General features: G+C 48.2%; 22 protein-coding genes. 14 read left to right on the top strand and 8 right to left on the bottom strand.

All coding sequences use genetic code 11. From position 1 onward, the window contains the following. Positions 1-15: 15 nt before the first annotated feature. Complete coding sequence (upp, locus tag DESAL_RS07905; RefSeq protein WP_015851457.1) at positions 16-642, bottom strand: uracil phosphoribosyltransferase; 627 nt, start codon at positions 640-642, stop codon at positions 16-18. A 197-nt stretch (positions 643-839) separates the two neighbouring features. Between upp and coaE the strand changes: the two genes are divergently transcribed. From coaE to DESAL_RS07875, 6 genes are all read left to right on the top strand, one after another. Then, positions 840-2,489: a dephospho-CoA kinase gene (coaE, locus tag DESAL_RS07900; RefSeq protein ID WP_015851456.1), complete on the top strand. Its 1,650-nt coding sequence runs from the start codon at positions 840-842 to the stop codon at positions 2,487-2,489. Positions 2,490-2,844: 355 nt separating this feature from the next. Beyond that, positions 2,845-3,576, top strand: coding sequence for a rhomboid family intramembrane serine protease (locus DESAL_RS07895; protein ID WP_015851455.1), 732 nt, complete (start codon positions 2,845-2,847; stop codon positions 3,574-3,576). Positions 3,577-3,750: 174 nt separating this feature from the next. Further along, a complete protein-coding gene (locus tag DESAL_RS07890) occupies positions 3,751-4,746 on the top strand; it encodes a DnaJ C-terminal domain-containing protein (protein ID WP_015851454.1) in 996 nt (331 codons plus the stop codon). 12 nt (positions 4,747-4,758) lie between these two features. Then, positions 4,759-5,073: a chaperone modulator CbpM gene (locus DESAL_RS07885; RefSeq protein ID WP_015851453.1), complete on the top strand. Its 315-nt coding sequence runs from the start codon at positions 4,759-4,761 to the stop codon at positions 5,071-5,073. A 189-nt stretch (positions 5,074-5,262) separates the two neighbouring features. After that, positions 5,263-7,884 (top strand): ATP-dependent chaperone ClpB, encoded by a 2,622-nt coding sequence (clpB, locus tag DESAL_RS07880; protein ID WP_015851452.1) that lies wholly within the window; start codon positions 5,263-5,265, stop codon positions 7,882-7,884. Positions 7,885-8,014: 130 nt separating this feature from the next. Then, positions 8,015-8,185: a transcriptional regulator gene (locus tag DESAL_RS07875; RefSeq protein ID WP_015851451.1), complete on the top strand. Its 171-nt coding sequence runs from the start codon at positions 8,015-8,017 to the stop codon at positions 8,183-8,185. A 165-nt stretch (positions 8,186-8,350) separates the two neighbouring features. Here the strand turns inward: DESAL_RS07875 and feoB are convergent, their stop codons facing one another. Both feoB and DESAL_RS07865 read right to left on the bottom strand, forming a co-directional pair. Beyond that, positions 8,351-10,531: a ferrous iron transport protein B gene (feoB, locus tag DESAL_RS07870; RefSeq protein WP_015851450.1), complete on the bottom strand. Its 2,181-nt coding sequence runs from the start codon at positions 10,529-10,531 to the stop codon at positions 8,351-8,353. 3 nt (positions 10,532-10,534) lie between these two features. Next, positions 10,535-10,768 carry a FeoA family protein gene (locus DESAL_RS07865; protein WP_015851449.1) on the bottom strand — a complete coding sequence of 78 codons (234 nt, stop codon included), beginning with the start codon at positions 10,766-10,768 and terminating at the stop codon, positions 10,535-10,537. A gap of 288 nt (positions 10,769-11,056) precedes the next feature. Here DESAL_RS07865 and DESAL_RS07860 point away from each other — a divergent pair, with 288 nt between their 5' ends. From DESAL_RS07860 to DESAL_RS07825, 8 genes are all read left to right on the top strand, one after another. After that, positions 11,057-12,268 (top strand): aminopeptidase, encoded by a 1,212-nt coding sequence (locus tag DESAL_RS07860; protein ID WP_015851448.1) that lies wholly within the window; start codon positions 11,057-11,059, stop codon positions 12,266-12,268. Between the two features lie 143 nt (positions 12,269-12,411). Next, entirely contained in the window at positions 12,412-12,990 is a 579-nt protein-coding gene (gene grpE, locus DESAL_RS07855; protein ID WP_015851447.1) for a nucleotide exchange factor GrpE, read from the top strand. Positions 12,991-13,078: 88 nt separating this feature from the next. Further along, complete coding sequence (gene dnaK / locus DESAL_RS07850) at positions 13,079-14,995, top strand: molecular chaperone DnaK (RefSeq protein WP_015851446.1); 1,917 nt, start codon at positions 13,079-13,081, stop codon at positions 14,993-14,995. A 138-nt stretch (positions 14,996-15,133) separates the two neighbouring features. Beyond that, positions 15,134-17,203, top strand: coding sequence for a type 1 periplasmic-binding domain-containing protein (locus DESAL_RS07845; RefSeq protein WP_015851445.1), 2,070 nt, complete (start codon positions 15,134-15,136; stop codon positions 17,201-17,203). A gap of 281 nt (positions 17,204-17,484) precedes the next feature. Next, positions 17,485-17,778 carry an Asp-tRNA(Asn)/Glu-tRNA(Gln) amidotransferase subunit GatC gene (gatC, locus tag DESAL_RS07840; RefSeq protein WP_015851444.1) on the top strand — a complete coding sequence of 98 codons (294 nt, stop codon included), beginning with the start codon at positions 17,485-17,487 and terminating at the stop codon, positions 17,776-17,778. Positions 17,779-17,800: 22 nt separating this feature from the next. Then, entirely contained in the window at positions 17,801-19,264 is a 1,464-nt protein-coding gene (gene gatA / locus DESAL_RS07835; RefSeq protein ID WP_015851443.1) for an Asp-tRNA(Asn)/Glu-tRNA(Gln) amidotransferase subunit GatA, read from the top strand. Between the two features lie 372 nt (positions 19,265-19,636). After that, complete coding sequence (locus tag DESAL_RS07830; protein WP_015851442.1) at positions 19,637-19,900, top strand: RNA recognition motif domain-containing protein; 264 nt, start codon at positions 19,637-19,639, stop codon at positions 19,898-19,900. Positions 19,901-20,329: 429 nt separating this feature from the next. Further along, complete coding sequence (locus DESAL_RS07825; protein ID WP_015851440.1) at positions 20,330-21,820, top strand: pentapeptide repeat-containing protein; 1,491 nt, start codon at positions 20,330-20,332, stop codon at positions 21,818-21,820. Between the two features lie 73 nt (positions 21,821-21,893). On the opposite strand, the gene DESAL_RS07820 is transcribed toward DESAL_RS07825, so the two are convergent. From DESAL_RS07820 to hisB, 5 genes are all read right to left on the bottom strand, one after another. After that, the gene (locus DESAL_RS07820; RefSeq protein ID WP_015851439.1) at positions 21,894-23,087 is read right to left on the bottom strand and encodes an aminotransferase class III-fold pyridoxal phosphate-dependent enzyme; all 1,194 of its coding nucleotides are present in this window, start codon (positions 23,085-23,087) and stop codon (positions 21,894-21,896) included. Positions 23,088-23,261: 174 nt separating this feature from the next. Then, positions 23,262-23,468, bottom strand: a complete 207-nt coding sequence (locus DESAL_RS07815) for a heavy-metal-associated domain-containing protein (RefSeq protein WP_015851438.1) — start codon at positions 23,466-23,468, stop codon at positions 23,262-23,264. A gap of 117 nt (positions 23,469-23,585) precedes the next feature. Continuing rightward, positions 23,586-24,314 carry a 1-(5-phosphoribosyl)-5-[(5-phosphoribosylamino)methylideneamino]imidazole-4-carboxamide isomerase gene (hisA, locus tag DESAL_RS07810; protein WP_015851437.1) on the bottom strand — a complete coding sequence of 243 codons (729 nt, stop codon included), beginning with the start codon at positions 24,312-24,314 and terminating at the stop codon, positions 23,586-23,588. Then, positions 24,311-24,967: a hypothetical protein gene (locus DESAL_RS07805; RefSeq protein WP_015851436.1), complete on the bottom strand. Its 657-nt coding sequence runs from the start codon at positions 24,965-24,967 to the stop codon at positions 24,311-24,313. Before DESAL_RS07805 ends, hisA begins: the two co-directional genes overlap by 4 nt. Continuing rightward, positions 24,967-25,554, bottom strand: a complete 588-nt coding sequence (gene hisB / locus DESAL_RS07800) for an imidazoleglycerol-phosphate dehydratase HisB (RefSeq protein WP_015851435.1) — start codon at positions 25,552-25,554, stop codon at positions 24,967-24,969. The genes DESAL_RS07805 and hisB overlap by 1 nt, the downstream gene beginning before the upstream one ends. Between the last annotated feature and the right edge of the window lie 104 nt (positions 25,555-25,658).

Raw genomic sequence — 25,658 nt, 5'->3', positions numbered from 1 at the left:
TGCCTTTAAAAACATTTACTTAGTGCCGAATATCTTATCGCCCGCGTCTCCGAGACCGGGGAGAATGTATCCTGCATCATTGAGTTTTTCATCGATGGACGCCGTGTAAATATCAACGTCCGGATGAGCTTTAACAATTTTCTCAATCCCTTCAGGAGCAGCTACGAGGAACAGACCTTTAATATTGGTACAACCGGACTTCTTGAGAAGATCGATTGTTGCCATCAGGGTTCCGCCGGTAGCGAGCATGGGGTCAAGAATAAGAGCGATACGCTCATCAATGTTACTTGCAAGCTTGACGTAATATTCGACAGGCTGCAAAGTCTCTTCGTCACGGTAAAAGCCGACAACACTGACACGGGCACCGGGAACCATGTCCAGAACGCCGTCCATCATACCGAGGCCGGCCCTAAGAATAGGAACTACGGTGATTTTTTTACCCTTGATTTCCTCAACCTCAACTTCACCCGCCCAACCAGTAATGGTTTTAGCTTCGGTTGCGAGGTCTTTGGTTGCTTCATAAGTAAGCAGTCTGGAAATTTCCTGAGCCAGTGCGCGAAAACGACTTGTGCTGATGCCGTCTTCACGGAGAATGCCGAGCTTGTGTCTTACCAAAGGATGGTCTACCACATGTACCGCCACGGTGCCTCCTTGATCCCATGTTATTTGTTATAAAATCCGAAAAGTCAAAACTTCGTGTTTCTATAAGACACAGCTTTGACAGTCAAGCAAATTTTAAATTATTCTCCAGTTAAAACATATCTACTTGGCATAACTGAGAATTACCAATAAGCATCCTATTACTGAATACGAATATAACCCAATATGGAATAAATTACATGTGCAATAACGAAGATTTTCAAGAAAATGAGACCGAACTTCTCTGGACAAAAACTGCAGAATTTTCTGACCGCAATACCCGGTTGGATAAATTCTGGGGAACCGCTCTGGAGGAAGAAGGTATTTCTCGGGGAAAGGTAAAAGACTGGATCAAGGCCGGATTCGCTGAGATAAATGGTAAGATCTGCAAAAAGCCTAACCAGAAATTGATGGGAAATGAAGAGCTTACCCTCAAAGGTGAGGCAGAACTGACTTCACTGGTCCCCGAAGAGCTGCCACTGGAAATTATATATAATGATGGAAAGATCGCGGTTATCAATAAACCAGCAGGACTGACCACTCACCCAGCTCCAAGTTGCCCCACAGGAACACTCGTTCACCGCATGATTCACCACTTCCCTGAAATCCGGGATATGGACGAATGGCGGCCCGGAATTGTGCACCGTCTGGACAAATTTACATCCGGCCTCATTACCGTAGCCTTGAACGAACATGACCGTCTTGCCATGTCCACCGCTTTTGCTGATCGCGAGGTCAACAAGGCGTACCTTGCAATCGTACACGGTGTTCCAAAACGTGAGTTTGGTGAAATTGACCAGCCTATGGGCAGACATCCGGTACATAAGACCAAAATGGCGGTTGTCCTCAAAGGTGGACGCGATGCCCGTTCCGAATATGAAGTTCTCTGGTCCGACCCAGCCGGACGTGCCAGCCTAGTTAAAGTAAAAATTTACACAGGACGCACCCACCAGATCAGGGTCCATATGGCCCACATAGGTCATCCGCTGGTTGGCGATCAGGTATACGGTTCCATGCCTCACGCTATTTGGGAACAGGATCAGCCGCAGCTGGCAAAACTGGCTGAACGCCAGATGTTGCATGCCTACTCGCTCTCATTCACTCACCCCGACTCTGAAGAAGAGCTGAGCTTCACTCAGGCACCGCCCGAAGATTTCATCAACATGCTCAAGGCTCTTGATAAATCAGTACAGCGTGTCGGCTTAATCGGCATGCCCTGTGGAGGCAAATCCGCAGTACTTAAAATTCTTGCAGAAAAGAAAATCCCCACTTTCAGTGCAGATGAATCCGTAGCCCGTTCCTATGAAAAAGACGGAGCAGGATGGGAACTAATGCGCCAGAGATTCGGCAACCGTTTCATCGACAACGAAACCGGCAACATTGATAAGGCTGAACTCTTCACCGCAATGTGCGAAAATGAAGACCTGCGCCGGGAAGTCATGAATATAATCCACCCCATAGTGCAACACGATGTAACCGAATTCTACAAAACCAACTCAAACCAACCGCTGGCAGTTGCGGAAGTTCCCCTGCTGCTGGAAGGCGGCTGGCATACCAAGAAACTGGTTGATGCTGTAATCGGAATCCGCACACCGGAAGAGAAGCGGACGGGAGAATTGCGCGAGAAACGTGGAATTGATCCTGAAATGCTTGCGGTTTTCGATTCATGGCAGTGGGATGAAAAATCCAAAATGGATTGCTGCACCGCGATCATAGAAAATGACGCTGATCTGGCTAAACTTGATTCGGAAACAACGCGAATTCTCGAAGTTCTGGCTGACCTGCGCAAGGACAAGGAAACATCATTCGAGAACTACCTGAAAAAGCTGTTCAACCCTGATGAGAGCTAGGTTTTCGCGCCTGTGAGTATTGACTTACCCGCCCCATGTGTTATTTTATAAGTGAGACCTGAGGCGTGTGGTCAGGGCCGTAGTCGGAAGAATGAACACAATTTAATTGTTAGGATGCAAGTCCATTATACATAAAAGAATTCTACGCAAGGTCCAACCCCGCTTTCGGCATCAGGTTTAGTGTTTAGGGAGTGAGTACCCCTAGTTTACCTACCAACTCAATCTCGTCACGCCCCCGCAGCTTCTGCTGCGGGGGTCGTTTTTTTGCAGGACTATCCCCATAGAGATCATAATACTTTTCTGTTAAGCTTTAATTTAAATTCATAAATCTCAAGCTCCAACAAAGGCTAACTCAATGATCCCAATCCGCGACAACGTCCCCTGCCTGATCACGCCGTACGTGCTGCGCGGAATTATGATCGTAAACGTCATTGTCTTTGCGTTTGAACAGATGCTGACTCCGCAAGGACGGCTGGCACTTTTCCACCTGCTGGGCGTAGTCCCGGCAAGATTCTTCAATCCGGAATGGGCAGTAGCCGCCGGATATCCCGATTCCGGGATACTGCCGCTCTTCACTTACATGTTCCTGCATAGCGGCTGGCTGCATATCATTTTAAATTTATGGATGCTCTGGATTTTCGCAGACAACATCGAAGATGCCATGGGGCATGGACGGTTCATCTTGTTTTATCTGGTCTGCGGGATCATAGCCATCGCAGTACAGATGATAATAAACCCCTCTGCCAGTGCACCCGTAATCGGTGCATCCGGCGCAGTCGCCGGAATAATGGGAGCATACATGGTGCTCTACCCGCACGGGCAGGTACTGACTTTATTCCCTGTGATCATCATACCGTTTTTCTTCAAAATTCCCGCATCCTTATTCTTAGGACTCTGGTTCATACTTCAGGTTTTTTCCGGTGTATCCGAACATTTTGCCGAAGGAGCACAAAAAGTCGCATGGGCCGCCCATATAGGTGGGTTTATTGCCGGAGTGATATTGATTCGTTTTTTTGTGAAGAAGGATCGTTGTGTTTATTGTTATGTGCCAGAGAAGAAGGATTATGAGTTGCCGGAGGATTTTTAGATATTTCTGGTCACAAAGAAACAAAATTCACCGCTTTCAATCATTCTTAAACAAATCCTCCCACCTCCCCACCAAATTTCAATTATTACGCTTGACTTGCCCAAACTCTGTTTTATTCTGGTAGAGTGGCGATGAAAAAGTTGATCGCCCAATCACTCAAGGAGTAATTACAAGATGAGCGTGAAATATAAGGACTACTACAAACTTCTGGGAGTTTCCCGGTCCGCAAGCAAGGATGAGATTGCCAAGGCTTTCAAAAAGCTGGCGCGGCAGTACCACCCGGACTTGAACCCGGACAATGCGGATGCTGAAAAGAAGTTTAAAGAAATCAACGAAGCTTACGAAGTTCTTAAGGACCCCGAAAAGCGGAAAATGTACGACCAGTTCGGCGCGGACTGGGAGCACGGGCAGAATTTCCGTCCGCCTCCGGGCTACGAAAACATGAACTTCGGCGGTGGCGGCGGATTCGGAGGATTCGGCGGCGCAGGCGGTGGTGATTTCAGCGACTTTTTTGAAACCATTTTCGGTGGCGGAGGCGCAAACTTCGGCGGTGGCGGATTCGGCGGAGCACAGGGCTTTGGCGGTGGCGGATTCCATCAGCAGCGTCCTCGCAAAGGCGAAAATTCCGAAACCACCCTGCTGCTGACCCTTGAGGAAGCGTACAAAGGCGGACCTAAATCCGTTACCGTGCAGGAAAGGGCAACAGGTCCGGGCGGGCATCCTATGGTGCAGTCCAAGACTCTGGATGTTAAGATTCCCGCTGGAATCAAGGAAGGACAGAAAATCCGCCTTTCCGGTCAGGGATCACCCGGCCCGCACGACGGACCGCGCGGCGACCTGTACCTTAAGATCAAGCTTGCAGCGCACAAGAATTTCAAAGTCGAAGAAAGCAACGTAATCCTCGACCTGCACCTTGCCCCTTGGGAAGCGGCTCTTGGCGGAAAATTCAAGCTGCCCACCCTTGACGGTATGGTTGAAATGAACATCCCCGCGGGCCTTGGCAGCGGTAAAAAGCTACGCATCAAGGGGCGCGGACTCGGCACCGGATCTAAAAAGGGCGACCAGTTTGTGCGCATCATGATTCAGGTCCCCAAAGCCGAAACCGATGAAATGAAAAAACTCTGGGAAGAACTGGCTGAAAAGTCCGACTTCTCACCCCGCTCATTCTAAAGGAGGCCGGCAATGGACATTAAAGAACGTACCGAAGCACAGCCTCCATCCAGCTCCAAAAGGCTGGTTATCACTCAGGTCATGGAAATGACCGGACTGAAAGAAGCCGTGGTACTGGAACTGATCAGTATGGAATGGGTGCGCCCCGGAACAACCGGGGACGGACATTATCTCTTTGAAACACGCGATCTATATCGCATGACCAAACTATCAAGGCTCTGCAAGGACCTTGATGTAACCCCAACAGGCGGTTCTATCATCGTAGACCTGCTCGACAGGGTTGAAAAACTTGAGTCGCAAATCGAAGAAATGAAAAAGTTAATTTAAAACCGCAATGACTTGCGAGTTTATAAATAGATTCAAACTCCTGCCTAATACGCCGGACAACTTCAGGGGGAGGGCTACCCTCTCTCCCTGAAGAACAGTAAAGGTGCGTCCAAAATTCACCCAAGCGGGTTGAAAAGAGTTGTGAATCTGAATGCAAGTCAACTAAGATAAAGCAAAAGGAGACTATATATGGATCCGAACAAATTCACACAAAAAACCAACGACGCAATTGCTGCGGCACAATCTCTGGCTGTTAAAAATGGTCAGCAGCAGATAGAAGTGGAACACCTCCTCCTCGCTCTCATCGAGCAGGAAAAAGGGATTGTTTCCAAAATTCTCGAAAAATCGTCCATTAATCCCGCAGACTATAAAAAGGCTGTAGAGGATGAAATCCGCAAACTGCCTAGGGTCAGCGGCCCCGGAGCACAGCCCGGTCAGGTATTTGTTACCCAGCGGCTGAACAGGATTATTGTGGCCTCTGAAGAAATCGCCCAGCGCATGCAGGACGAATTCATCAGTGTAGAACACCTTTTCCTCGCCATCATGGACGAACACGGCTCCACCGGAGCGGGCAAGGTCAACAAGACTTTCGGCCTGACCAAAGACAAGGTTCTGGAAGCAATGACCTCCATCCGAGGCAACCAGCGTGTAACCACCGATAACCCGGAAGCCACCTACGATGCGCTTAAGAAATACGGTCGCGATCTGGTGGAAGAAGCCCGCAAAGGCAAGCTTGATCCGGTCATCGGCCGTGATTCCGAAATCCGGCGTGTTATCCGTATCCTGTCCCGCAGGACTAAGAACAACCCCATCCTTATAGGTGAGGCCGGGGTAGGTAAAACCGCCATCATCGAAGGACTGGCCCAGCGTATCGTCAAACAGGACGTTCCCGAAGGTTTAAAAGATAAAACCGTGTTCATGCTCGATATGGGTGCACTCATTGCGGGTGCTAAATATCGCGGCGAGTTCGAGGAACGCCTCAAAGCCGTGCTCAAGGAAGTTCAGGAATCCGAAGGCCAGATCATCATCTTTATTGATGAGATTCACACTATTGTCGGCGCAGGTAAGACTGACGGCGCAATGGATGCCGGGAACCTGCTCAAGCCTATGCTGGCCCGTGGCGAGCTGCATTGTATCGGCGCGACCACCACTGACGAATACCGCAAATACATTGAGAAGGACCCGGCCCTCGAACGCCGTTTCCAGACCATTCTGGTTGAGGAACCGACTATTGAGGATACCATCTCAATCCTGCGCGGATTGAAAGAACGTTTTGAAGTGCACCACGGTGTACGAATCAGCGACAGTGCACTGGTGGAGGCTGCAAGCCTTTCCGCACGCTACATCACTGACCGCCAACTGCCAGACAAGGCCATTGACTTAATCGATGAAGCCGCAGCAATGATCAGGACCGAAATCGACTCCCAGCCTTACGAGCTGGATAAGGTCAACCGCCAGATCATGCAGGCTGAAATCGAGCGCGAAGCACTGCGTAAAGAAGACGATGCCGCATCCCGAGAGCGTCTTTCCAAGCTGGAAGACAGCCTCACCGAGATGAAAATCAAGCAGTCCGAACTGGTTGAACAATGGGAAAAAGAAAAAGGTTCCATCGACACTGTGCGCGACCTCAAGGCACAGATTGAGAAGACCAGAATAGATATTGAAGAAGCACAACGCAAAGGCGACCTTGGCCGAGCATCGGAGTTGACCTACTCCGTGCTGCCCGGTCTGGAGAGTCAGCTAGCTGCGATATCAAACGACATCGAAGGCGAAGATGACAAAGTCACAGCGGACAGCAAACGTCTGCTCAAGGAATTTGTCGGCCCCGATGACATTGCAGGGATCATCTCTCGCTGGACCGGAATTCCGGTCAGCCGCCTTGTTGAAGGTGAACGCGAAAAACTGCTGCGCCTTGAAGAAATACTGCATGACCGGGTAATCGGTCAGGATGATGCTGTCCGCGCGGTATCCGAAGCGGTTCTGCGCGCCCGTGCCGGATTGAAAGATCCCTCGCGCCCCATCGGTTCATTTATCTTCCTCGGCCCCACCGGGGTCGGTAAGACCGAGCTTTGCAAGGCCCTTGCTGAAGCACTCTTTGACAGTGAAGAAAACATCGTGCGCATGGACATGTCCGAGTACATGGAAAAACATGCGGTCGCACGGCTCATCGGAGCCCCTCCGGGCTACATCGGCTACGACGAAGGCGGTCAGCTTACCGAAGCCATCCGACGCAAGCCATATTCCGTAGTGCTCTTTGATGAAATCGAAAAAGCGCACAGCGATGTGTTCAACGTGCTACTGCAAATTCTCGATGACGGTCGAATCACCGATTCGCAAGGCCGCACCGTTGATTGCAAGAACACCATCATCATCATGACCTCCAACCTCGGTTCCCAGCTCATGCTTGAAGGAATCGAAGCAAACGGAGAATTCAAAAATGGTGTTCAGGACGGTGTAATAAACGTTCTGCGCGGACATTTCAGACCTGAATTTCTGAACCGCGTGGATGAAACAGTGCTCTTCAAGCCGCTGCTTGAAAAAGACCTCGTTAAGATAGTTGACCTGCAACTGGCAGGACTGCGTGCGCGTCTGGAAGAACAAAAAATGTCCATGGAAGTCACCGACAAAGCCAAGGCATTCATCGCCCATGCGTCCTACGATCCCATCTATGGGGCAAGGCCGCTGCGCAGATATCTGCAATCCCATGTGGAAACTCCACTGGCGAAAAAGATTATCGGCGGCGAGCTTCGTGAGGAGCATGTAGTCAATATTGATGCCGGAGATGATGGTTTGGAATTTAAGACTGATTAAATTTAACTAAACAGAATCACTAGTACAAGCCCGCATGAAACTTTTCATGCGGGCTTCTTTTTTATGTTGACAGCAAACTCAAATTTAAATAGTAATAGTTATCAACAGCAACAAACAAGGAGATTAAGAAATGCAAGATAAAGTACTCGAAGCAATGAAAGATGCAGGTAAGCCCGTTCGTCCCGGTGATGTCGCAAAAGCCATCGGCGAAGAATCCAAAGAAATTTCTAAAGCCATTAAGGCTCTCAGAGAAGCAGGAAAAGTACACAGCCCCAAACGCTGCTACTACGAGCCTCTTTAAAATATTTTAAAAGCCTCATTATACCACTCACACCCCAAGTAAAAAGGCGGAATGTTCGACACCACCCGAGCATTCCGCCTTTTGCTATTCATAGAACACAAAAATAGCCGCAATATCTTATATGATATTGCGGCCTTAATTCTTTGGTAACGCCGGAGGCATTCTTTAAATCAACAAATTCCCAACCTGATAAATAATTACGGACAGCGTGTAACCGAAAGCCAGCGACCCGAAAACCGAGAATGTCGCCCATTTCCAGTTAGTTTCGCGAGCAATAACCGCCACAGTAACCATACACGGCACATAAACCATCAGGAAGATAAATACCGACCAGATAACAGGAGTGGTCCAAGCCTTATCCGCTGCAATCTTTTCAGTAAGAGAAAGAGGCTCTTCCGGATCTTCCTCTCCGAGAGAATATGCTGTGGACATAGTAGAAACAAAAACTTCCTTAGCTGCAAATGCGCCGATGAAAGCGATATTAGCCTGCCACGGAAATCCTGCTACGTCTGTTACCGGAGAAATGGCCTCACTGAGGCGACCGGCATAGGAATGCTTAAGCGCAGCCTCGCCTTCATTGTAGCTGATATCAGCAAGGGCTTTCGCTACCTTGGATTCTTTTTCCTCAGCGGTACCGGACCATGCAGCACTCTGTTCAACGACCTGAATTCGCTGGGTTTCGAAGGCAGCTACGCGGTCAGCAGGAAGCTGCGGGAAGGTCATTAAGGCCCACATAAGAATAGAAATGGCAAGAATTACAGTACCCGCCTTCTTCACGTATTCCCAGACGCGATCCCAAGTATGGATGGCAACACCGTGCAAAGTAGGAATACGGTAAGGCGGCAATTCCATTACAAATGGAGTAGATTCACCCTTAAGCGCGGTCCAGCGCAGTAAACGTCCGAAACACAGAGCCAAAAGCCAGGAGACCAGCACCAGACAAAACATGACCGTAGTAGCATTGTCCGGATAAAAAGCACGGACTAGCATAAGGTATGCGGTGGTCTTCGCGCCGCAGATCATGAACGGAGCGGTCAGAATGGTGGCGATACGTTCCTTGGGACTGCGCAAGGTTCGACAGGTCATGACCCCGGGAACAGCACAGCCGCCCGGAAGACCGCCGGACATAATAAAAGGCATAATCGACATACCGTGCAAACCGAATGAACGGAACACACGGTCTACCATGTAAGATACACGGGCCATATAGCCGAGGTCTTCCAGAAAAACGAGCATGGCGAACATGATCAAAATCAGCGGGGTAAAACCCATGACCGCGCCAACGCCATCAATAACGCCGGAAGTGATCATTGATTTGAGAAGTCCATCCGGCAAAAAAGATCCTACGGTACTGGAGAACCACGCGAAAGCGTCTTCAACCCAGCCCTGTGGCACAGCACCGACATTAAAAGTAATGTAGAACATGCCGTACATGATCAGAAGCATGATTACCGGACCAAGAAATTTGTGAGTCAGCACGAGATCGATCTTGTCAGAAAAATCAAAACGAAGATCATCTTCACGGCTGATAACCCCCTGCTTGAGAATGGAGTTAATGAAACCGTAGCGATAATCGGCGAGCACTGCTTCAGGATAGGTATTCAGGGTTTTCTGGATATGCTCGGAAACCTTCTGCACCTCTTCTTCCAGCTGCTCTGCAAGAGGGCCGGCCTTACGACCGTTCTTCATGACAATTTCATCTTCTTCCAGATACTTGACCGCCAACCAATGCGGATCATAGCGGTCTGTCATGAATTCGTTTTCTTTGATCAAGGCAGTCATTTCTTCAATAACCGGATCAAGGTCATGACCATATGAAATATTTACAGGACTCCACTTTCCTTGAGTTTTTTCAACGACCTTCTGGACAGATTCCATAAGCTCATCTTTACCCACTCCCCTGCGGGCAATACACTCAATGACAGGAACACCCATGAGTTCAGAAAGCTTTTCAGTATCGATGCGAATACCTTTCTTGCGCACCTCGTCCATCATGTTCAATCCGAGCACAACAGGCACACCGATTTCCATAAACTGAACAGCAAGATAAAGAGAGCGCTCAAGAGAGGTCGCATCAAGCATGTTGATGACCACATCGGGCTTTTCATCAACAATCACGTCACGAGCGACAACTTCTTCCATCGAGTAAGAAGTAAGCGAGTATGTACCAGGCAGATCAACCAGATTTGCGCAGAACTCAGGAGTACAATAGCGCCCTTCTGTACGATCAACGGTAATTCCCGGATAATTACCCACCCGCGCAGTTGCCCCGGTAAGGGCATTGAACATGGTACTCTTACCGCAGTTTGGCTGGCCTGAAACAGCTACAAAATATTCCTTACCCATGAACTAATCCTCCGGCTGAACCACTATGAAATCAGCTTCATTGTTGCGCAGTGTCAAAGTAAACCCCTTCATGCGCAGAGCAACAGGATCTTCGAGAGGCGCGCGGCCCACGACCATGAATTCAGTGCCGGGAACGAGCCCCATGTCGCGGATGCGGCGGCCAAGTTCACCACTGGCATTGACTGCAACGACAACACCTTTCTGGTCTTTTCTCATTGTTCTAAGTGATACGGACATAACTCCCCTCTACTATATATCGATATACATGAATATGAATAGCATTTTCAACAACACACAGTCTATTTGAGTGCTGCGAGAAATGAGTTTCATAGGCATGCAGATGATTGAAAGTCAATCTCAAACCCTACAATTTTAATGTGAAAAGTTTGACACATTTAATTTCACACCAATTAAGTATGCATCACCGCAAGTCAATCAGCTAGCATCATTTTAATTGTAGAAAAGATTGGACAGAACATTTACACTGCTAAAATCAACTACCCCTCTAACCATTCATACTTCTAAATGAAAAAATTAATCTCCTACGAAGATCTGCGCCAGTACGCCAAAGTCCTGTTCTGGGCTTTAGACAGCCAAAAAATAGATGGTTTAAAAAACACAGATATCGTCATCATTAAATATGACTATCTGGCAACACCTCTCGCTGAGGCTCTTTTTGCGTTGCTCATCGAAAAGCATATGCATCCGGTCATGGAAACCGGACTGACTCCCGCAATGAAAGCTGAATTGTACATCAATTCCAGCTACGGTCAGCTGACTTTTCATCCTCCGGGCAAAGAGGAACTTTACGCGAACGCAGCAGGAGTTGTCCGCATACACGCCCCGGAAGAAGTGGAAGCCATGACCGAGGTCGACCCTCGTTCGATAATGGAAAACCGGAATGGTTCACGTTCCGTCCGCCAATCAATTGAAAAACGAAAACTGCACGGCAAGCTGGCCTGGACTGAATGCGCCTACCCAACCGCAGCATTGGCGACAAAATCCGGCCTTTCACTTGAGGATTACACCACCCGGCTTATGCGGGCCTGTTACCTGAATATGCCAGATCCAGCTCGTGAATGGCAGAAGATTTCTGATCATACCACCGAGATTGCCAAATGGCTTACTTCACTGGATATCAAAACTATCCGCATGCAATCAGAGCTTTGCGACCTTTTTTTCTCACCCGGCGAAAATAGACGCTGGCAGGGAGCTGCCGGAGAAAACATTCCCGGATATGAGATTTACGTTTCGCCAGACTGCCGTACCGTGAACGGCATATACTACGCCGATCTGCCTTCTTTATATATGGATAAAGCCACATATGGAGTGCAGATTGAATTCATGGATGGCATTGCAATACGCGTGAAAGCCATGGGCGGGGAAAAATTCCTGCTTGATCAACTCAGGGCTGACGGAGGAGCACGAAGGGTCGGTGAATTTTCTTTGACCGATGCATCCATATCACGGGTCGATCATTTCATGGCCCAGACCATCCTCGATGAAAACTTCGGTGGAGAGCAAGGTAGCTGCCACATAGCTTTGGGACAATCTTTAAGCGAAACTTTCGCCGGTCCGCCTGAAATTCTCGATAAAATGATGATGGATTCACTGGGCTTCAATACTTCGTCCATCCATTGGGATCTTGTGAACACCGAAGAAAAAATTGTTACCGCAAACCTTGCCGATGGCAAAAAAGTGACTATTTACGAGGGCGGACGGTTCAAAATGCCTTAAAAATGCATGAATTTAAAAAAAGTTTCCTTTGATCCCCTTTCATGTGTTGACAAGATATGCGGGATGCTTATTTGTCTAATTGTGCGGTCTGACTGTCCTTTTTTAAGGTTCTCAGGCCGCTAATTCATGACACCGGAGAGTCCATGTCTGGAAAAGAAGATAATAAAGAAATGAACGAACAGGAAACCGCAGCAACTGAAACTGAAGAAACTGCGGAAGCTGAGAATGAAGTGACCTTAAGCGAAGATGAGCTCAAAGCCCTCTGCCGGGAACACGTATGCCCCGCATGCGATGTGATGGGAGAAGCCAAGGAAGAAAGGCTCCGCGCACTGGCTGAAACGGAAAACATTAAAAAGAGACTTGCCCGCGAGACTGAAGAACTGAAAAAGTTTGCGGCAGACTCCATCCTTTCCGACCTGCTGCCCGTGCTCGACAACCTTGATCTCGCCCTTGACCATGCCCAGAACCTCGATGCCTGCAAGGACTTCGTAATCGGCGTGGATATGACCAGAAAGATGTTTCTGGACACCCTCGGCAAGCACGGCCTTAAAGCTGTGGGCAAAGTCGGCGATGAGTTCGACCCCAATTTTCACGAAGCCATGGGCATGGCACAGGTTGCGGATCTTCCCGACAACTCCATCGCCCAGATCATGCAGCGCGGATACGTACTTAAAGAACGAGTAATTCGTCCTGCAAAAGTAATGGTGAACAAATTATCCTGATTTTTATAGCCTGACCTCTTTACAAGCAGAAATCAGGCCTTAAATCATAATGCAATAAATTTGAACATAGATCTGGAGGAATTTATATATGTCTAAAATCATCGGAATCGACCTCGGTACTACCAACTCCTGCGTTTACGTTATGGAAGGTAAAGACCCCAAATGTGTTACCAACGCAGAAGGCGGCCGCACCACTCCCTCCATCGTAGGCTTCACTGATAAAGAACGCCTCGTTGGTGAAATCGCTAAACGTCAGGCTGTTACCAACCCTGAAAAGACCGTTTTCGCTATCAAGCGTCTCATGGGTCGTCAGGCTAGCTCCCCTGAAGTAAAAAAATGGGCTGACCACTGCCCCTACCCCATCGTTGACGGTAAAGGCGGCGATGCATGGGTTGAAATCGAAGGCAAAAAATACAGCCCGTCTGAAGTTTCTGCAATCATCCTGCAGCAGCTAAAAAAAGATGCTGAAACCTACCTCGGCGAAACTGTTTCCGAAGCAGTTATCACCGTACCCGCATACTTCAACGACTCCCAGCGTCAGGCAACCAAAGATGCAGGCCGCATTGCTGGTCTTGAAGTTAAACGTATCATCAACGAACCTACCGCAGCATCTCTGGCTTACGGCTTTGACAAGAAAGCCAACGAAAAGATCGCGGTATTCGACCTTGGTGGCGGTACCTTTGATATTTCCATCCTTGAAGTAGGCGACAACGTTGTTGAAGTTCGCGCTACCAACGGTGACACATTCCTCGGCGGTGAAGACTTTGACAACGCTGTAATCCAGTACCTCGTTGAAGAATTCAAGCGTGAAAACGGCATCGACCTTTCCGCTGACCGCATGGCTCTGCAGCGCCTGAAAGAAGCTGGAGAAAAAGCTAAAAAAGAACTTTCCACAGCAATGGAAACCGAAGTCAACCTGCCCTTCATCACTGCTGACCAGAACGGTCCCAAGCACCTCATGGTCAAAATTTCCCGCGCCAAGCTGGAAAAACTGGTTGAAGATCTTGTTGAACGCACCAAGGTTCCCTGCCAGAAAGCACTGAAAGACGCAGGCCTGACTGCAGCTGACATTGACGAAGTTATCCTCGTTGGTGGTATGACTCGTATGCCTCTGGTTCAGCAGAAGGTACAGGAATTCTTCGGCAAAGAGCCCAACCGTTCCGTTAACCCGGACGAAGTTGTTGCAATGGGTGCATCCATTCAGGGTGGTATCCTCGCCGGTGACGTTAAAGACGTTCTCCTGCTCGACGTTACCCCCCTGTCCCTCGGTATCGAAACCATGGGCGGTGTTTTCACTAACCTGATCGAAAGAAACACCACCATCCCTACCCGTAAGAGCCAGGTGTTCACAACTGCGGCTGACAACCAGCCCTCCGTGTCCATCCACGTTCTGCAGGGTGAGCGCCCCATGGCTGCCGACAACATGACCCTCGGCCGTTTCGAACTGACCGGACTTCCCGCAGCTCCCCGTGGCGTACCCCAGATCGAAGTTACCTTCGACATCGATGCGAACGGTATCGTAAATGTATCCGCTAAGGACATGGGTACCGGTAAAGAACAGTCCATCCAGATCACCGCTTCCTCCGGTCTCTCCGAAGAAGACATTGAGAAGATGGTTAAGGATGCTGAGTCCCACGCTGAAGACGACAAGAAAAAGCAGGCTCTCATTGAAGCCCGCAACCAGGCTGACTCCCTGATCTACACCACTGAAAAATCCCTGCGTGAAGTAGGCGAAAATGTAGATGCAGCTCTCAAGTCTGACATCGAAGCTAAAATCGAAGACCTCAAGAAGGTTCAGGATTCTGATGATCCCGAAACCATCAAGCAGGCTACCGATGCTCTTGCTCAGGCTTCCCACAAGCTGGCTGAACAGCTCTACGCACAGCAGAATGCCGGAGCAGAAGGCGCAGAAGGCCCCGAAGGTGCTGCTAATGCCGGAGCTGCAGGCGCAGACGACGATGTAGTCGATGCAGACTTCACCGAAGTTAAAGACGAGAAAAAATAATTCCCGTGCAAGCTTGCATAGCTGATTAGTAAAGTATAATTTAATCCGGCCTTCCTTAAGTTAAGGAAGGCCGGATTTTTTTTACCTTCCCTTGACGAATTTACTTTCATGGGCCACAAACTTTGCATGGAAAAATCAATGAATAGAGACAAGGCCATACGCCTTTCAAACCATATTTTTACCTTAGTCATGCTGGCGGCTTTTATCTTTGCCGCATCAGGCTGTGTTTCTCTCCAGAAGCAGCCGGTTAAAATGCCTACCATTTCCACTGAAATGTTGAGCACTTCAGACCTTATAAGCGAAGCTGATAAAGCTTGGCGATTGAAGGACTACATCACCAGCGAACTATACTACACCAGACTGCTGGAACGCACAGATATTCCCGAACGGGTAATCCTCCCGGCAACGGAAAGACTGGCTGTCAGCTCCTTCAAATCCGGTCATTACCATGAAGCCGAAGCACGTCTTGAACAGTGGCAGAAACTTTCTGAAGACGCTATCAGCTCTCCGGTCTGGCAGGGTTATTATTTCGAGACCCTCACCGCTATCAAGGATTTCTCCAAGCTGAGAGCCCATCTCTCCCAAACCATGGAAGATCCTTTCCTGACTTGGGATATCCGTTCCGCTGCGGGTAAAAGACTTTCCGGCATGGAACAGGATGCCGGATCTCTTGAAGCGCTTGAACGTCTTTACGCTATTGCACCAGCAGACAATAACAAGCAGGAACTGGAACAATGGTTCATGAAAGGCCTTGCAGAAAAAAGTAAGGCTGAAATAGATGTCATGAACGAACTCGTTCTCAGCGGCAACAATTTGAAATTTCCTTACGAACTGCTGGTTTTCGAAAAAGCGGTTCGCCAGTCTGAAGATATTGAGTACTGGCCCATGTCTTGGCGCACCATGTCCGGCATCATCCAGAACGGTCAGATCGCGGACAAAACTTTCTTTACCGAAACCCTGAACAAGCTTCAGGCTGAATACGGCATCCCGCGCGTAGGTATCGCACTGGTGTTGCCTATCTCCGGACGTTTTCAGGAATACGGCTGGAAAATTGTACGCGGTGCGGGCGCTGCCCAATGGGAAATGACCAAGGCAGGTCTCGATGTGGACGTACAGGTCATTAACACCGAAGCACCCGACTGGCTGGAAAGGCTCCAGAATCTGCCCCCGTGGTACACCACTATAGGTGGTCCCATCAGCGTTAAGGCATTCAAGCAGATGGAACAGGCTGGAACCTACGCAGACAAAGTAACCTTCTCCTTCCTTGCCAAGCCCGGCAACCTTGAAGAAGGCAAGCAGGCTTGGAGATTTTTCTCCAGTCCTGAAGACCAGATCCGCTCTACTCTGGACCTCGCAGTTAATGATCTGGGTATCACCAGACTGGCCGTGCTTTATCCGCAGGAGAAATTCGGTCGCCAGATGTCCAAGAAATTCTTTAATATGGCTTCCATGCGCGGCGCGAAAATCACAGGTATGGCGTCCTATCCGCCCCGAGATTTCCCCAAATGGGGCAAGGTGGTCGGCAATCTGGTCCGCGCTCCCCAGAAACAGGCTCAAAACGAAGCTAATGGTCTGGGCGAAGACGCTCCCCTACCGGAAACAGATTTCGGTGCGGTGTTCATTCCGGACACATGGCATCAGGCACAATTGCTGATCCCGCACTTCTTTTTTCATGAGGCAGACACCCTTGTCTTCCTCGGCCCTGAACTCTGGAGTCAGGCACTGAACTCTGCCCGCGACGTTGAAGCGCGCAACCTGCGTCTGACCGTTGCCCCCGGAGCATGGTGGCCAGCCAGTGACGGTGCATCACGCCTCAAAGAGGTAATGGACCGTGAAGGTCTCGGCACTCCCGACTTCTGGGTTGCACTGGGATACGACTTCATTAAATTCGCAGGCAAGCTCGGAACCTTTTCCGAAGGCTGGACCGCTGAAACCGTTAATGCCCGCATTAATGATGCCCAGCACATGGATTTCAGCCTCGCACCTATCAGCTGGAACGCTGAAGGTCAGGCCAGCCAGAAGCTTTACCTGTTCCGTCCTGAACAAAACGGCAAGACCCGCATCGATGCAGATCTGGTCAGCAACACACTCGCTAAAGCCAAAGCCAGACGTGAGGCACGTGTAAATGCTTGGAAAGAAAAGCAGGCTGAACTGGAAGCAAAGAGAGAAGAAGCTGCCAAACTTGACGGAACAAAGACTGAGCAATAGATTGCCTTCGGCGAGCCTTCAGGCGGACTTAAACCCTTTTCCAAAAGGGCTTAAGAATCGCAAAACCTTTTAGTATGGCTTCGCCAAGTATATTTTATAATTCACGCATCTTACACAATTAGACGTGGGAATAATAATCTAAATTTAAAGTAAAGAGACTGTCTCCAGCGGCGAAGCCCCGACAAAAGTTTTTGAAAAGGTTGGGGTCTGGGGAAGGGAAAACTTTTGCAAAAGTTTTCCCTTCCCCAGCCGCCGGAGGCATCATAAAAAGGAGATATTTAATGAGTGATGAGAAACTCAATCTTGAGGAAGTAGCGCGAGTTGCGCGACTGGCCCGTCTTGATCTTTCAGAAGAGAAAACTGAACTTTTTGCAGGACAGCTCAATAACATCCTCACATATATGGACAAGTTGAACGAAATCGACACCAGCGAAGTGGAACCCATGTTCAGCCCGGTAGAACACACCACCAGACTGCGCAAGGATGAGGTTAAGAAAGAACACACAAGAGAAGAAGTTCTTTCCAATGCACCTGATTCTGATGGCAAGTACTTCGTTGTACCTAGAATTGTTTAATTAAAATACGCAGAGATATAAAATGTCCGCACTCATAGAAAAATCACTCACTGAAATCCACGCCATGCTCATGACTAAGGAAGTGACCGCAACTGAAGCTGTCAAAGCCTGTCTTGAACAGATCGCCAAAAGTGAACCCGAAACCAAGGCGCTGCTGCACATCTGCAACGATGAAGCACTCAAGCAGGCCGAAGAAATGGATGCCGCAGGCCCTGACGCATCCAAGCCGCTCTGGGGTGTTCCGGTAGTCATCAAAGACGCACTGGCAACCAACGGAATTCCCACCACTGCCGGTTCTAAAATTCTTGAAGGATTCACCCCCTTCTACGATTCCACCGCAGTTGCCAAGCTCAAGGAAGCAGGTGCCATCATCGTGGGTAAGGCCAACATGGATGAATTCGCCATGGGTTCCACTACTGAGAACTCCGCCTACCAGACCACTACCAACCCTTGGGACGCCAGCCGCGTACCCGGCGGTTCTTCCGGTGGTTCCGGCGCAACTGTCGCAGCCGGACAGTGCTACGCCGCACTTGGTACCGATACCGGTGGTTCCATCCGTCTTCCCGCATCTTTCTGCGGCTGTGTAGGCGTTAAGCCCACCTACGGCCGTGTTTCACGTTACGGCATGATCGCCTACGGTTCTTCTCTCGACCAGATCGGTCCCATGACCAGAACCGTTGAAGATGCCGCCCGCGTGCTCAACGTAATCGGAGGTCACGACCAGCGCGATTCCACTTCCGCGGAGCAGCCCATGGAAGATTTCGTAGCCGCCCTTGAAGAGCGCAAAGATCTTTCCGGCCTGACCATCGGCCTGCCCGAAGAGTACTGGGGCGAAGGTCTTTCCAAAGAAGTTTCCGAAGCCTGCCGCGCAGCAATCGCCAAGGCCGAAGAACTGGGTGCCAAGACCGTTCCGGTTAAGCTTTCCATGACCGAATACGCCATTGCCACCTACTACATTATCGCAATGGCCGAAGCGAGCTCCAACCTGTCCCGTTTCGACGGCGTACGCTACGGTCACCGCACCGAAGATCCCAAAGAACTGGCAGAGCTTTACACCAAGTCCCGCACCGAAGCTTTCGGTGACGAGGTTCAGCGCCGTATCATCATCGGTACCTACGTTCTTTCCGCAGGTTACTACGATGCATACTACCGCAAGGCCGCTCAGATTCGCCGCCTGCTGCGCGAAGACTTCAACAAGGCATTCGAGTCCTGCGACATCATCGCAAGCCCTGCATGCCCCACCACTGCCTTCCCCGTGGGTGAGCTGACTTCCGATCCCTTGCAGATGTACTTGCAGGATATCTTCACCATTTCCCTCAACCTCGTGGGAATGCCCGGCATGTCCCTGCCCGTAGCATTCGGCAAGGAAACTAACATGCCCGTAGGTCTCCAGTTCATGGCCCCCGCCTTTGACGAAAAGACCATGCTGCAGGCTGCACACGTACTTGAAAAGAACCTCCCCGAGCTGCCCAAAGTTAAGCTCTAGGAGTGATACCCTAAAAAAAAGTAAGCCCCGCATTCAATATGAGTGTGGGGCTTTTCTTTGATCAAAACACACTTATTTATTCTTTTTATAAATAAAATTAGTCTGATTATTTGAAGACTTAAACCACCAACGCAACATAAACTTAAATAAAATCCATTTTCCTGTTCTACTACCGCTTGACTTTAGATCAGAAATAGTTGATTAATTGATCAGTAAACACCAGCCGTACCCGTGAAGGCACGGTCAGACTGTGACTAGCGCTGGTTGAAATTGAACATGTCTATCGAGGAGCCGAGTACGCATCTTGTACACGGCCCTTTTTTTTGGTGCACGGGCACTAATATACTTTTTAATTTTTTTGGAGAATTTTGAATGTCTAAGAATATCTATGTTGGTAACCTGCCTTGGTCCGCTACTGAAGAAGATGTACGTGCTTCCTTTGAAGCTTACGGTGAAGTTGTATCCGTTAAACTCATCGAAGATCGTGAAACCGGTCGCCCCCGTGGTTTCGGTTTCGTAGAAATGGACGACAACGGCGCTATCGATGCTATCGAAGCACTCGACGGTAAAGACTTCGGCGGTCGTAACCTCAAGGTTAACGAAGCACGCCCCAGAGAAGCGCGCCCCCGTTGGTAGTCTGTTTATCTAAGTCGTAAAAGACTTTTTAACGCCCGGTTCTCTTTTGAGAATCGGGCGTTTTTTGTTTGGTGCGCTACGCGGATTTAATAAAACAATTTCGCCTCCGGCGGCTTAAACCCTTTTTGAAAAAAGTGTTTAAGAATCCCAAAAACTTTTAATAAATTAATCAGAACTTGTCGCCCTACTCTTTTCCGCTGGATTAAACGTAACCTTATAAGATATAAGACTTCCACTTACTGAAATTCGTCATTCAAAAGAGGTACACATGGGCTGCTGCGTTGGGGCTGATCATAGTAATTGGTGTGAAGAGTACGACATCGTTTATATTGATGCTGAGGGGAAAAATATTGTATTTTTCATGCTCCTGCGGAGTGTAAGTTTATTGAGCTTTATGATGAAAGGGATGGTGATGAGAAGCCTGCTTTGATGGGGGCGAAGAAATTTAATGGGATGGTTTTTGAGCGGATTCAGAAGGTTATTGATGCTGGGGAGGATGAGGAGCGGGATAGAAGAGATATTTTATTAGATCCACTTATGGGTGGATGGAACCCAAGGTGTAATTTTACAGGAACAGTCTTTCCTTATAACATTTACCTTTATGAATTCATTGAGGAAGGTGACAGTTTTCCGCCAATCAATTTCACGAAATCAATATTCCTAGGAAAAACGTCATTTAGGAAAGTACGATTCGAAGGAAGTACATATTTCAATGAAACAAAATTTCATGATATTGCAATTTTCGCCGATGCTATTTTTGTTTCTGATGTTGAATTTGAAAATTCACAAATCTATGAATACGCAATTTTTACTAATACATTTTTTCTTGGCGAAACATCGTTTCTGGCAACAGAAGCAAAAAAGCAAATTCATTTTGAACAAGCAAGATTCAAGAAAAACGTAAAATTCAACGCAATGAAATTCAATGCCCCTATATATTTTGATAGAGCTAAATTTTTATATAAAAACGAAGAAGTGTCATTTAAATATGCGATATTCCACGATTACTCCAACTTCGAACACACAAAATTCAACGGCGGTGCTGATTTTAATCTAGCCTTTTTCAAAGAATGGGCATACTTCCGCAATGCTGAATTCGATAAAGAAACATCCTTTGCCGGAGCCATATCCAAAGAAACAGTCCTGATGGAATCAGTAGACCTATCTAATTTGAAATTTGCTGAAACCAATATCGAATCATTTAAATTTATAGACTGCAGCTGGAGCGAAGAGAGATTTGCTAAAATTTACGATGAGAAACATCAAATAGACAGCAATTGCAGCGACACCACGCTAGCCGAAATTTACCGCCGCCTAAAAAAAATCGCCCGCGAAAGCGCAGACGAAGAACAAACCTCACATTGGCATTATCGCGAAAAAGAAATGACAAGACGTGTAGTTGATTCTGCTTTCTACTTTCCGACACTGCCAGTTTCACTCATTTGCATACTTCTACTATTTACATCTTACCTGTTTAGCATTTCGTACGACTATCACCCTTCAACACTTAACGCTTATCTTGAAAAGACTTTCCTACTTCTTCCTCTCATTCCAATATTAATCCAATATAGAAATTTCAAAAATAAAACCAAAAACTGTCAAATCAGTAAGAATTGGTTTTCAAAAATATATCTTAATGTTTACCATTTCATAAGTGGCTATGGTGAAAAGCCTATTAAGGCTGGCCTCCTGCTATTTGCATTGATTATTTTACCATTTTGCATACAACTAGCGTTTAGCATCACACCGAATGGTCCCAAAGACTGGATAAAAGGAGCAATGTGGTACATGCCACTAATTAAAATCAAATTTGATGAGGCTGTCGGTTATCAGTACCTCCTAAAAGGCATTTCAGTTACGCTCATAACCCTCCAAGCAGCCCTCTTCGGTTTCGCCCTGAGAAACAAGCTGCGCCGCTAACAGATCGCCAAAAAAGCCCCGCGCTCATATGAGTGCGGGGCTTTCCATTCTTCCAAAATTTGTTCTAAATCCATCAACCCAACTCAATCTCCATGGCCCCCACAACTTCTTCAAGCACGGCAATAAAATTATAAATTTTCTCCACACCGATTGTAAGAGCTGGATGCATCCGTAAAGCATTGGTCCCAAGACGGTGATCCACTATGAATCCCCGCGAAACCAATTTCCTATGCAGCTCTGCCACTTGTGAAACATCTACGTGATCGGCCATAATCAGAATCGCCATCAGCCCCCTGCCGCGCGCGCATTCGATCAAATCTGATCCCGCAGCGACTCGCTGTAAACCATCCATGAGAACATCTGAAAGAACTTCAGCATGCTGAATCAGGTTGTGCCCATTAATCTCGTTAATAACTGCCTCTACTACAGCAGCGCCTAAAGGATCATTGAGATGGGATTGCCCATAGGCAACGGCATCAGGGCCAAGCAGGTCGACAACACGACTGTTGAGCGAAACAGCGCTTACGGGGTAACCATTTCCGATACCTTTTCCCATAGCGACAATATCCGGCTGCATCTCATAATGCTGAAATCCGAACCATTTTCCAGTCCTGCCAACGCCCGTGGTAACTTCATTGACCATCACCAGCCCATCAGCAGCAGTCACATCTTTAACTATATTACTGATCAATTTTGCAGGAGGAAAACGGACCATTCCAGACGAACTACCGGGCTCAAATAAGAAGGCCCCAACATCATCAAATAGAATGGCGGAATAAACAGAACAATCCTTAGAACAAACCTCATGAGTACAACGCTCACATTCGCTCCAATCAAAAAGAAACCACTTGTCGGAATCCTTTGCGGACGCATCACCATAGGCACCGAAATATGAATCAGACATGGTCATAATGCGCTTCGAATTCAGTACCGTGCGTAACGCACGCACCCCATATTCAACAGACTCACTCCCGGAACAAAGGAAGGAACACCGCCCTCCGCCATGCCCCAAGAGATCAAGAACCGCTCCGGCAGCACGCTCAACAACATTAGTACTATAGCAAAAGCCTACATGCGAAATATTATCGATCTGCGAAATGACAGCATTCCTAACCGCCAGATTCGCATGGCCAATGCTGGTGCACCATATGCCCGCTTCCAGATCAATGTACTGATTGCCATCGGCGTCAATAAGAGTGCAGTTATCTGATTTTACAATCTCCGGAACCAACAATTCTCGGCCGGGAAAAGCAAAAGTATTTTTCATCCAAAAGCCTCTCTTATTTTTTGTCTAACTGACAACCAACTAACTTAGTTTAAATTTACTGGCAACCTATTTCCATATGATTCATTTTTGAGACTATCCAACAAACAACAGAACGCAAAAAAAGCCCCGTGCTCATAAGAACACGGGGCTTGAGATTTCCATATCAAAACAAATCTACTTAACTTCGCCGACCTCAAAACCAATCTTAGTAATGGTTTCCTTGATCTTGGCTTCATCAACAGGAGCTGATTCTTCATAGGTAGCGCATGCGTCTTCAAGGCTGACCTTAACGTCAGTTACACCCTCGATCGCACTGAGGGCCTTCTCAACGGAACCAACGCAATGCATGCAGCTCATGCCTTTTATTTCTACTTTTTTCATGATTAATCTCCTTATTCACTTCTGAATACTTAAGCTATTTGGGAGGGTGGCAGCGTTCACTACCCTATTCTCTAATTGAGAACATATATCATGTAGTTGTGTCGGCATCAAGCGCTGCTAATTATTCTCAATCCATTCCATAGCTTCTGCGAAATTGAGAGTCCCGGTATAGATTGCCTGACCGGAAACTGCGCCTTCGAGACCTTTGGAAACCAGAGGCTGGAGATTAATTACATCTTCAAGTGTAGCAACACCACCGGCTGCGATAACAGGAAGCTTAGTTTTGGAGCAAAGCTCAGAAAGAGCCATAACATTCACACCGGTCTGCATACCATCGCGGCTGATATCGGTATAAATAATGAATGCAGCCCCGGCTGCTTCAATGCGGGGTATAATGTCGAATACGGTAATTCCTGCATCTTCCACCCAGCCGCGAGACTTAAGCTGTCCATTTACGGCATCAAGAGATACCCCGATCTGACCAGGGAACTTGGCACAAAGCTCAGCGAAGGTTTCCTCGTCTTCAAGGGCCATGGTGCCGATGATCAGTCTTCTTACGCCTGCTTCAAGGTACTTGGATGCAGTTTCAATATCACGGATACCGCCGCCGAGCTGCACCGGAATGCTGAGCTGGCTACAAATGTCCCTGATAAGTTCGAAGTTCTTGGGCATTCCGCTGAATGCACCGTCTAGGTCAACTACATGTAGATATCTTGCGCCCTGAGTTTCCCAGTATTTTGCCTGGGCAACGGGATCACTGGAAAATACGGTAACAGCATCAGCCTGTCCCTGTGAGAGGCGTACGCACACGCCGTCCTTGATATCTACAGCGGGGAAAACGATCATAAACCAAGCTCCATAAGTCCTGTCTCAAGAGCTTCATCAGCAAGTTGCATTGCAGTAACCCATTTGCCGCCACGTTTGAAGAAAGTACCGGCTTCCAGCATATTCTCAGTCAGAGGCTGCTGGGTTTCGTCGTAATGAAACCGTCTAATGATGCGCCTGTTGTTAACATCAATAAGATACAGATCAATAATTACAGATGCAGGCTGGATATTGAAATCAGCCTTCTGCATGCCGCGCAGGTCCTGCCAGAAAAGAATCTGGGGAACCAGAATGTAGTCGGCACTCATGCACTGACCGACCTTAACCCAATAAGCAAAAGCGGCTTCGCGGCGGCCGCCCAAATTTTCAAAAACTTCAATTTCCTGACACTGGCGGGTAATTGCCGGACGCGCAAAAGCGGTAACACCATGCTTGGAAAGCACTCCCACCATCTTGGCATCAAGCTCTTGCAGAATGTCCTTCTTGATGGGCTTGCCTTCGTGCGGCAGGTAGCCGGCCAGCAGCTCCCAGTTAAACACAGGGTTGGTGAACCCGGCTACGGCAATTTTTCCGCTAGGACGCGGGAGTTTGACAATGTCACTTTTGGAGGCACAACCACTGAGTGCTCCAAGGGCGAAAACACAGAGAATGAGCAGAGGGAAAAGCCGTTTCATTAATCGAGACTCCCTTTTGTACTGGAAACACCTTGTCTTTCAACGGACAGAGCATTGCGGAAAGCAAGTCCGAGGGCCTTAAAAGCTCCTTCGAGCAGGTGGTGGCCATTACGTCCGTATTCAAACTTGATGTGCAGGTTCATACCGGCCTTGAAAGCCAGTGACTTGAAAAATTCACGCCAGACATCTCTTTCGTCCCCGGCAATAATCGGGGGCAGGATGTCATCATCATACACAAGATAGGCCCGTCCTGAAAGGTCAATTACAACCTCAACGAGCGCTTCATCCATAGGCACCTTGGCAAAACCGATACGGTTAATGCCTTTCTTGTCGCCCATGGCCTCGGAAAGAACCTGTCCAAGAACAAGCGCAATATCTTCTAGAGTATGGTGCGAATCAATTTCGAGGTCGCCTTTGCATTTGAGATCAAGATCAAACCCGGCCCAAAAGCTCATCAAAGTCAGCATATGGTCTGCAAAACCGACTCCGGTATCGATATTAGTATTACCTTCACCGTCGATATTGAGCTTCAGGGAAATATCAGTTTCCTTAGTGGTACGGGCAATTGCTGCGGATCTCTGTGACAAAACCAACCTCTCTTATGGTGCGGCCTGTTGCGGCCATTACATTTCAATCAAATCTTCATCGTAACCTGAATCTGCCGCTTTAGACTTCTTTTTCTTATCTGAGC

Source organism: Maridesulfovibrio salexigens DSM 2638 (assembly GCF_000023445.1).
Classification (GTDB): domain Bacteria; phylum Desulfobacterota; class Desulfovibrionia; order Desulfovibrionales; family Desulfovibrionaceae; genus Maridesulfovibrio; species Maridesulfovibrio salexigens.
This window is presented reverse-complemented; position numbering and strand designations above follow the sequence as displayed.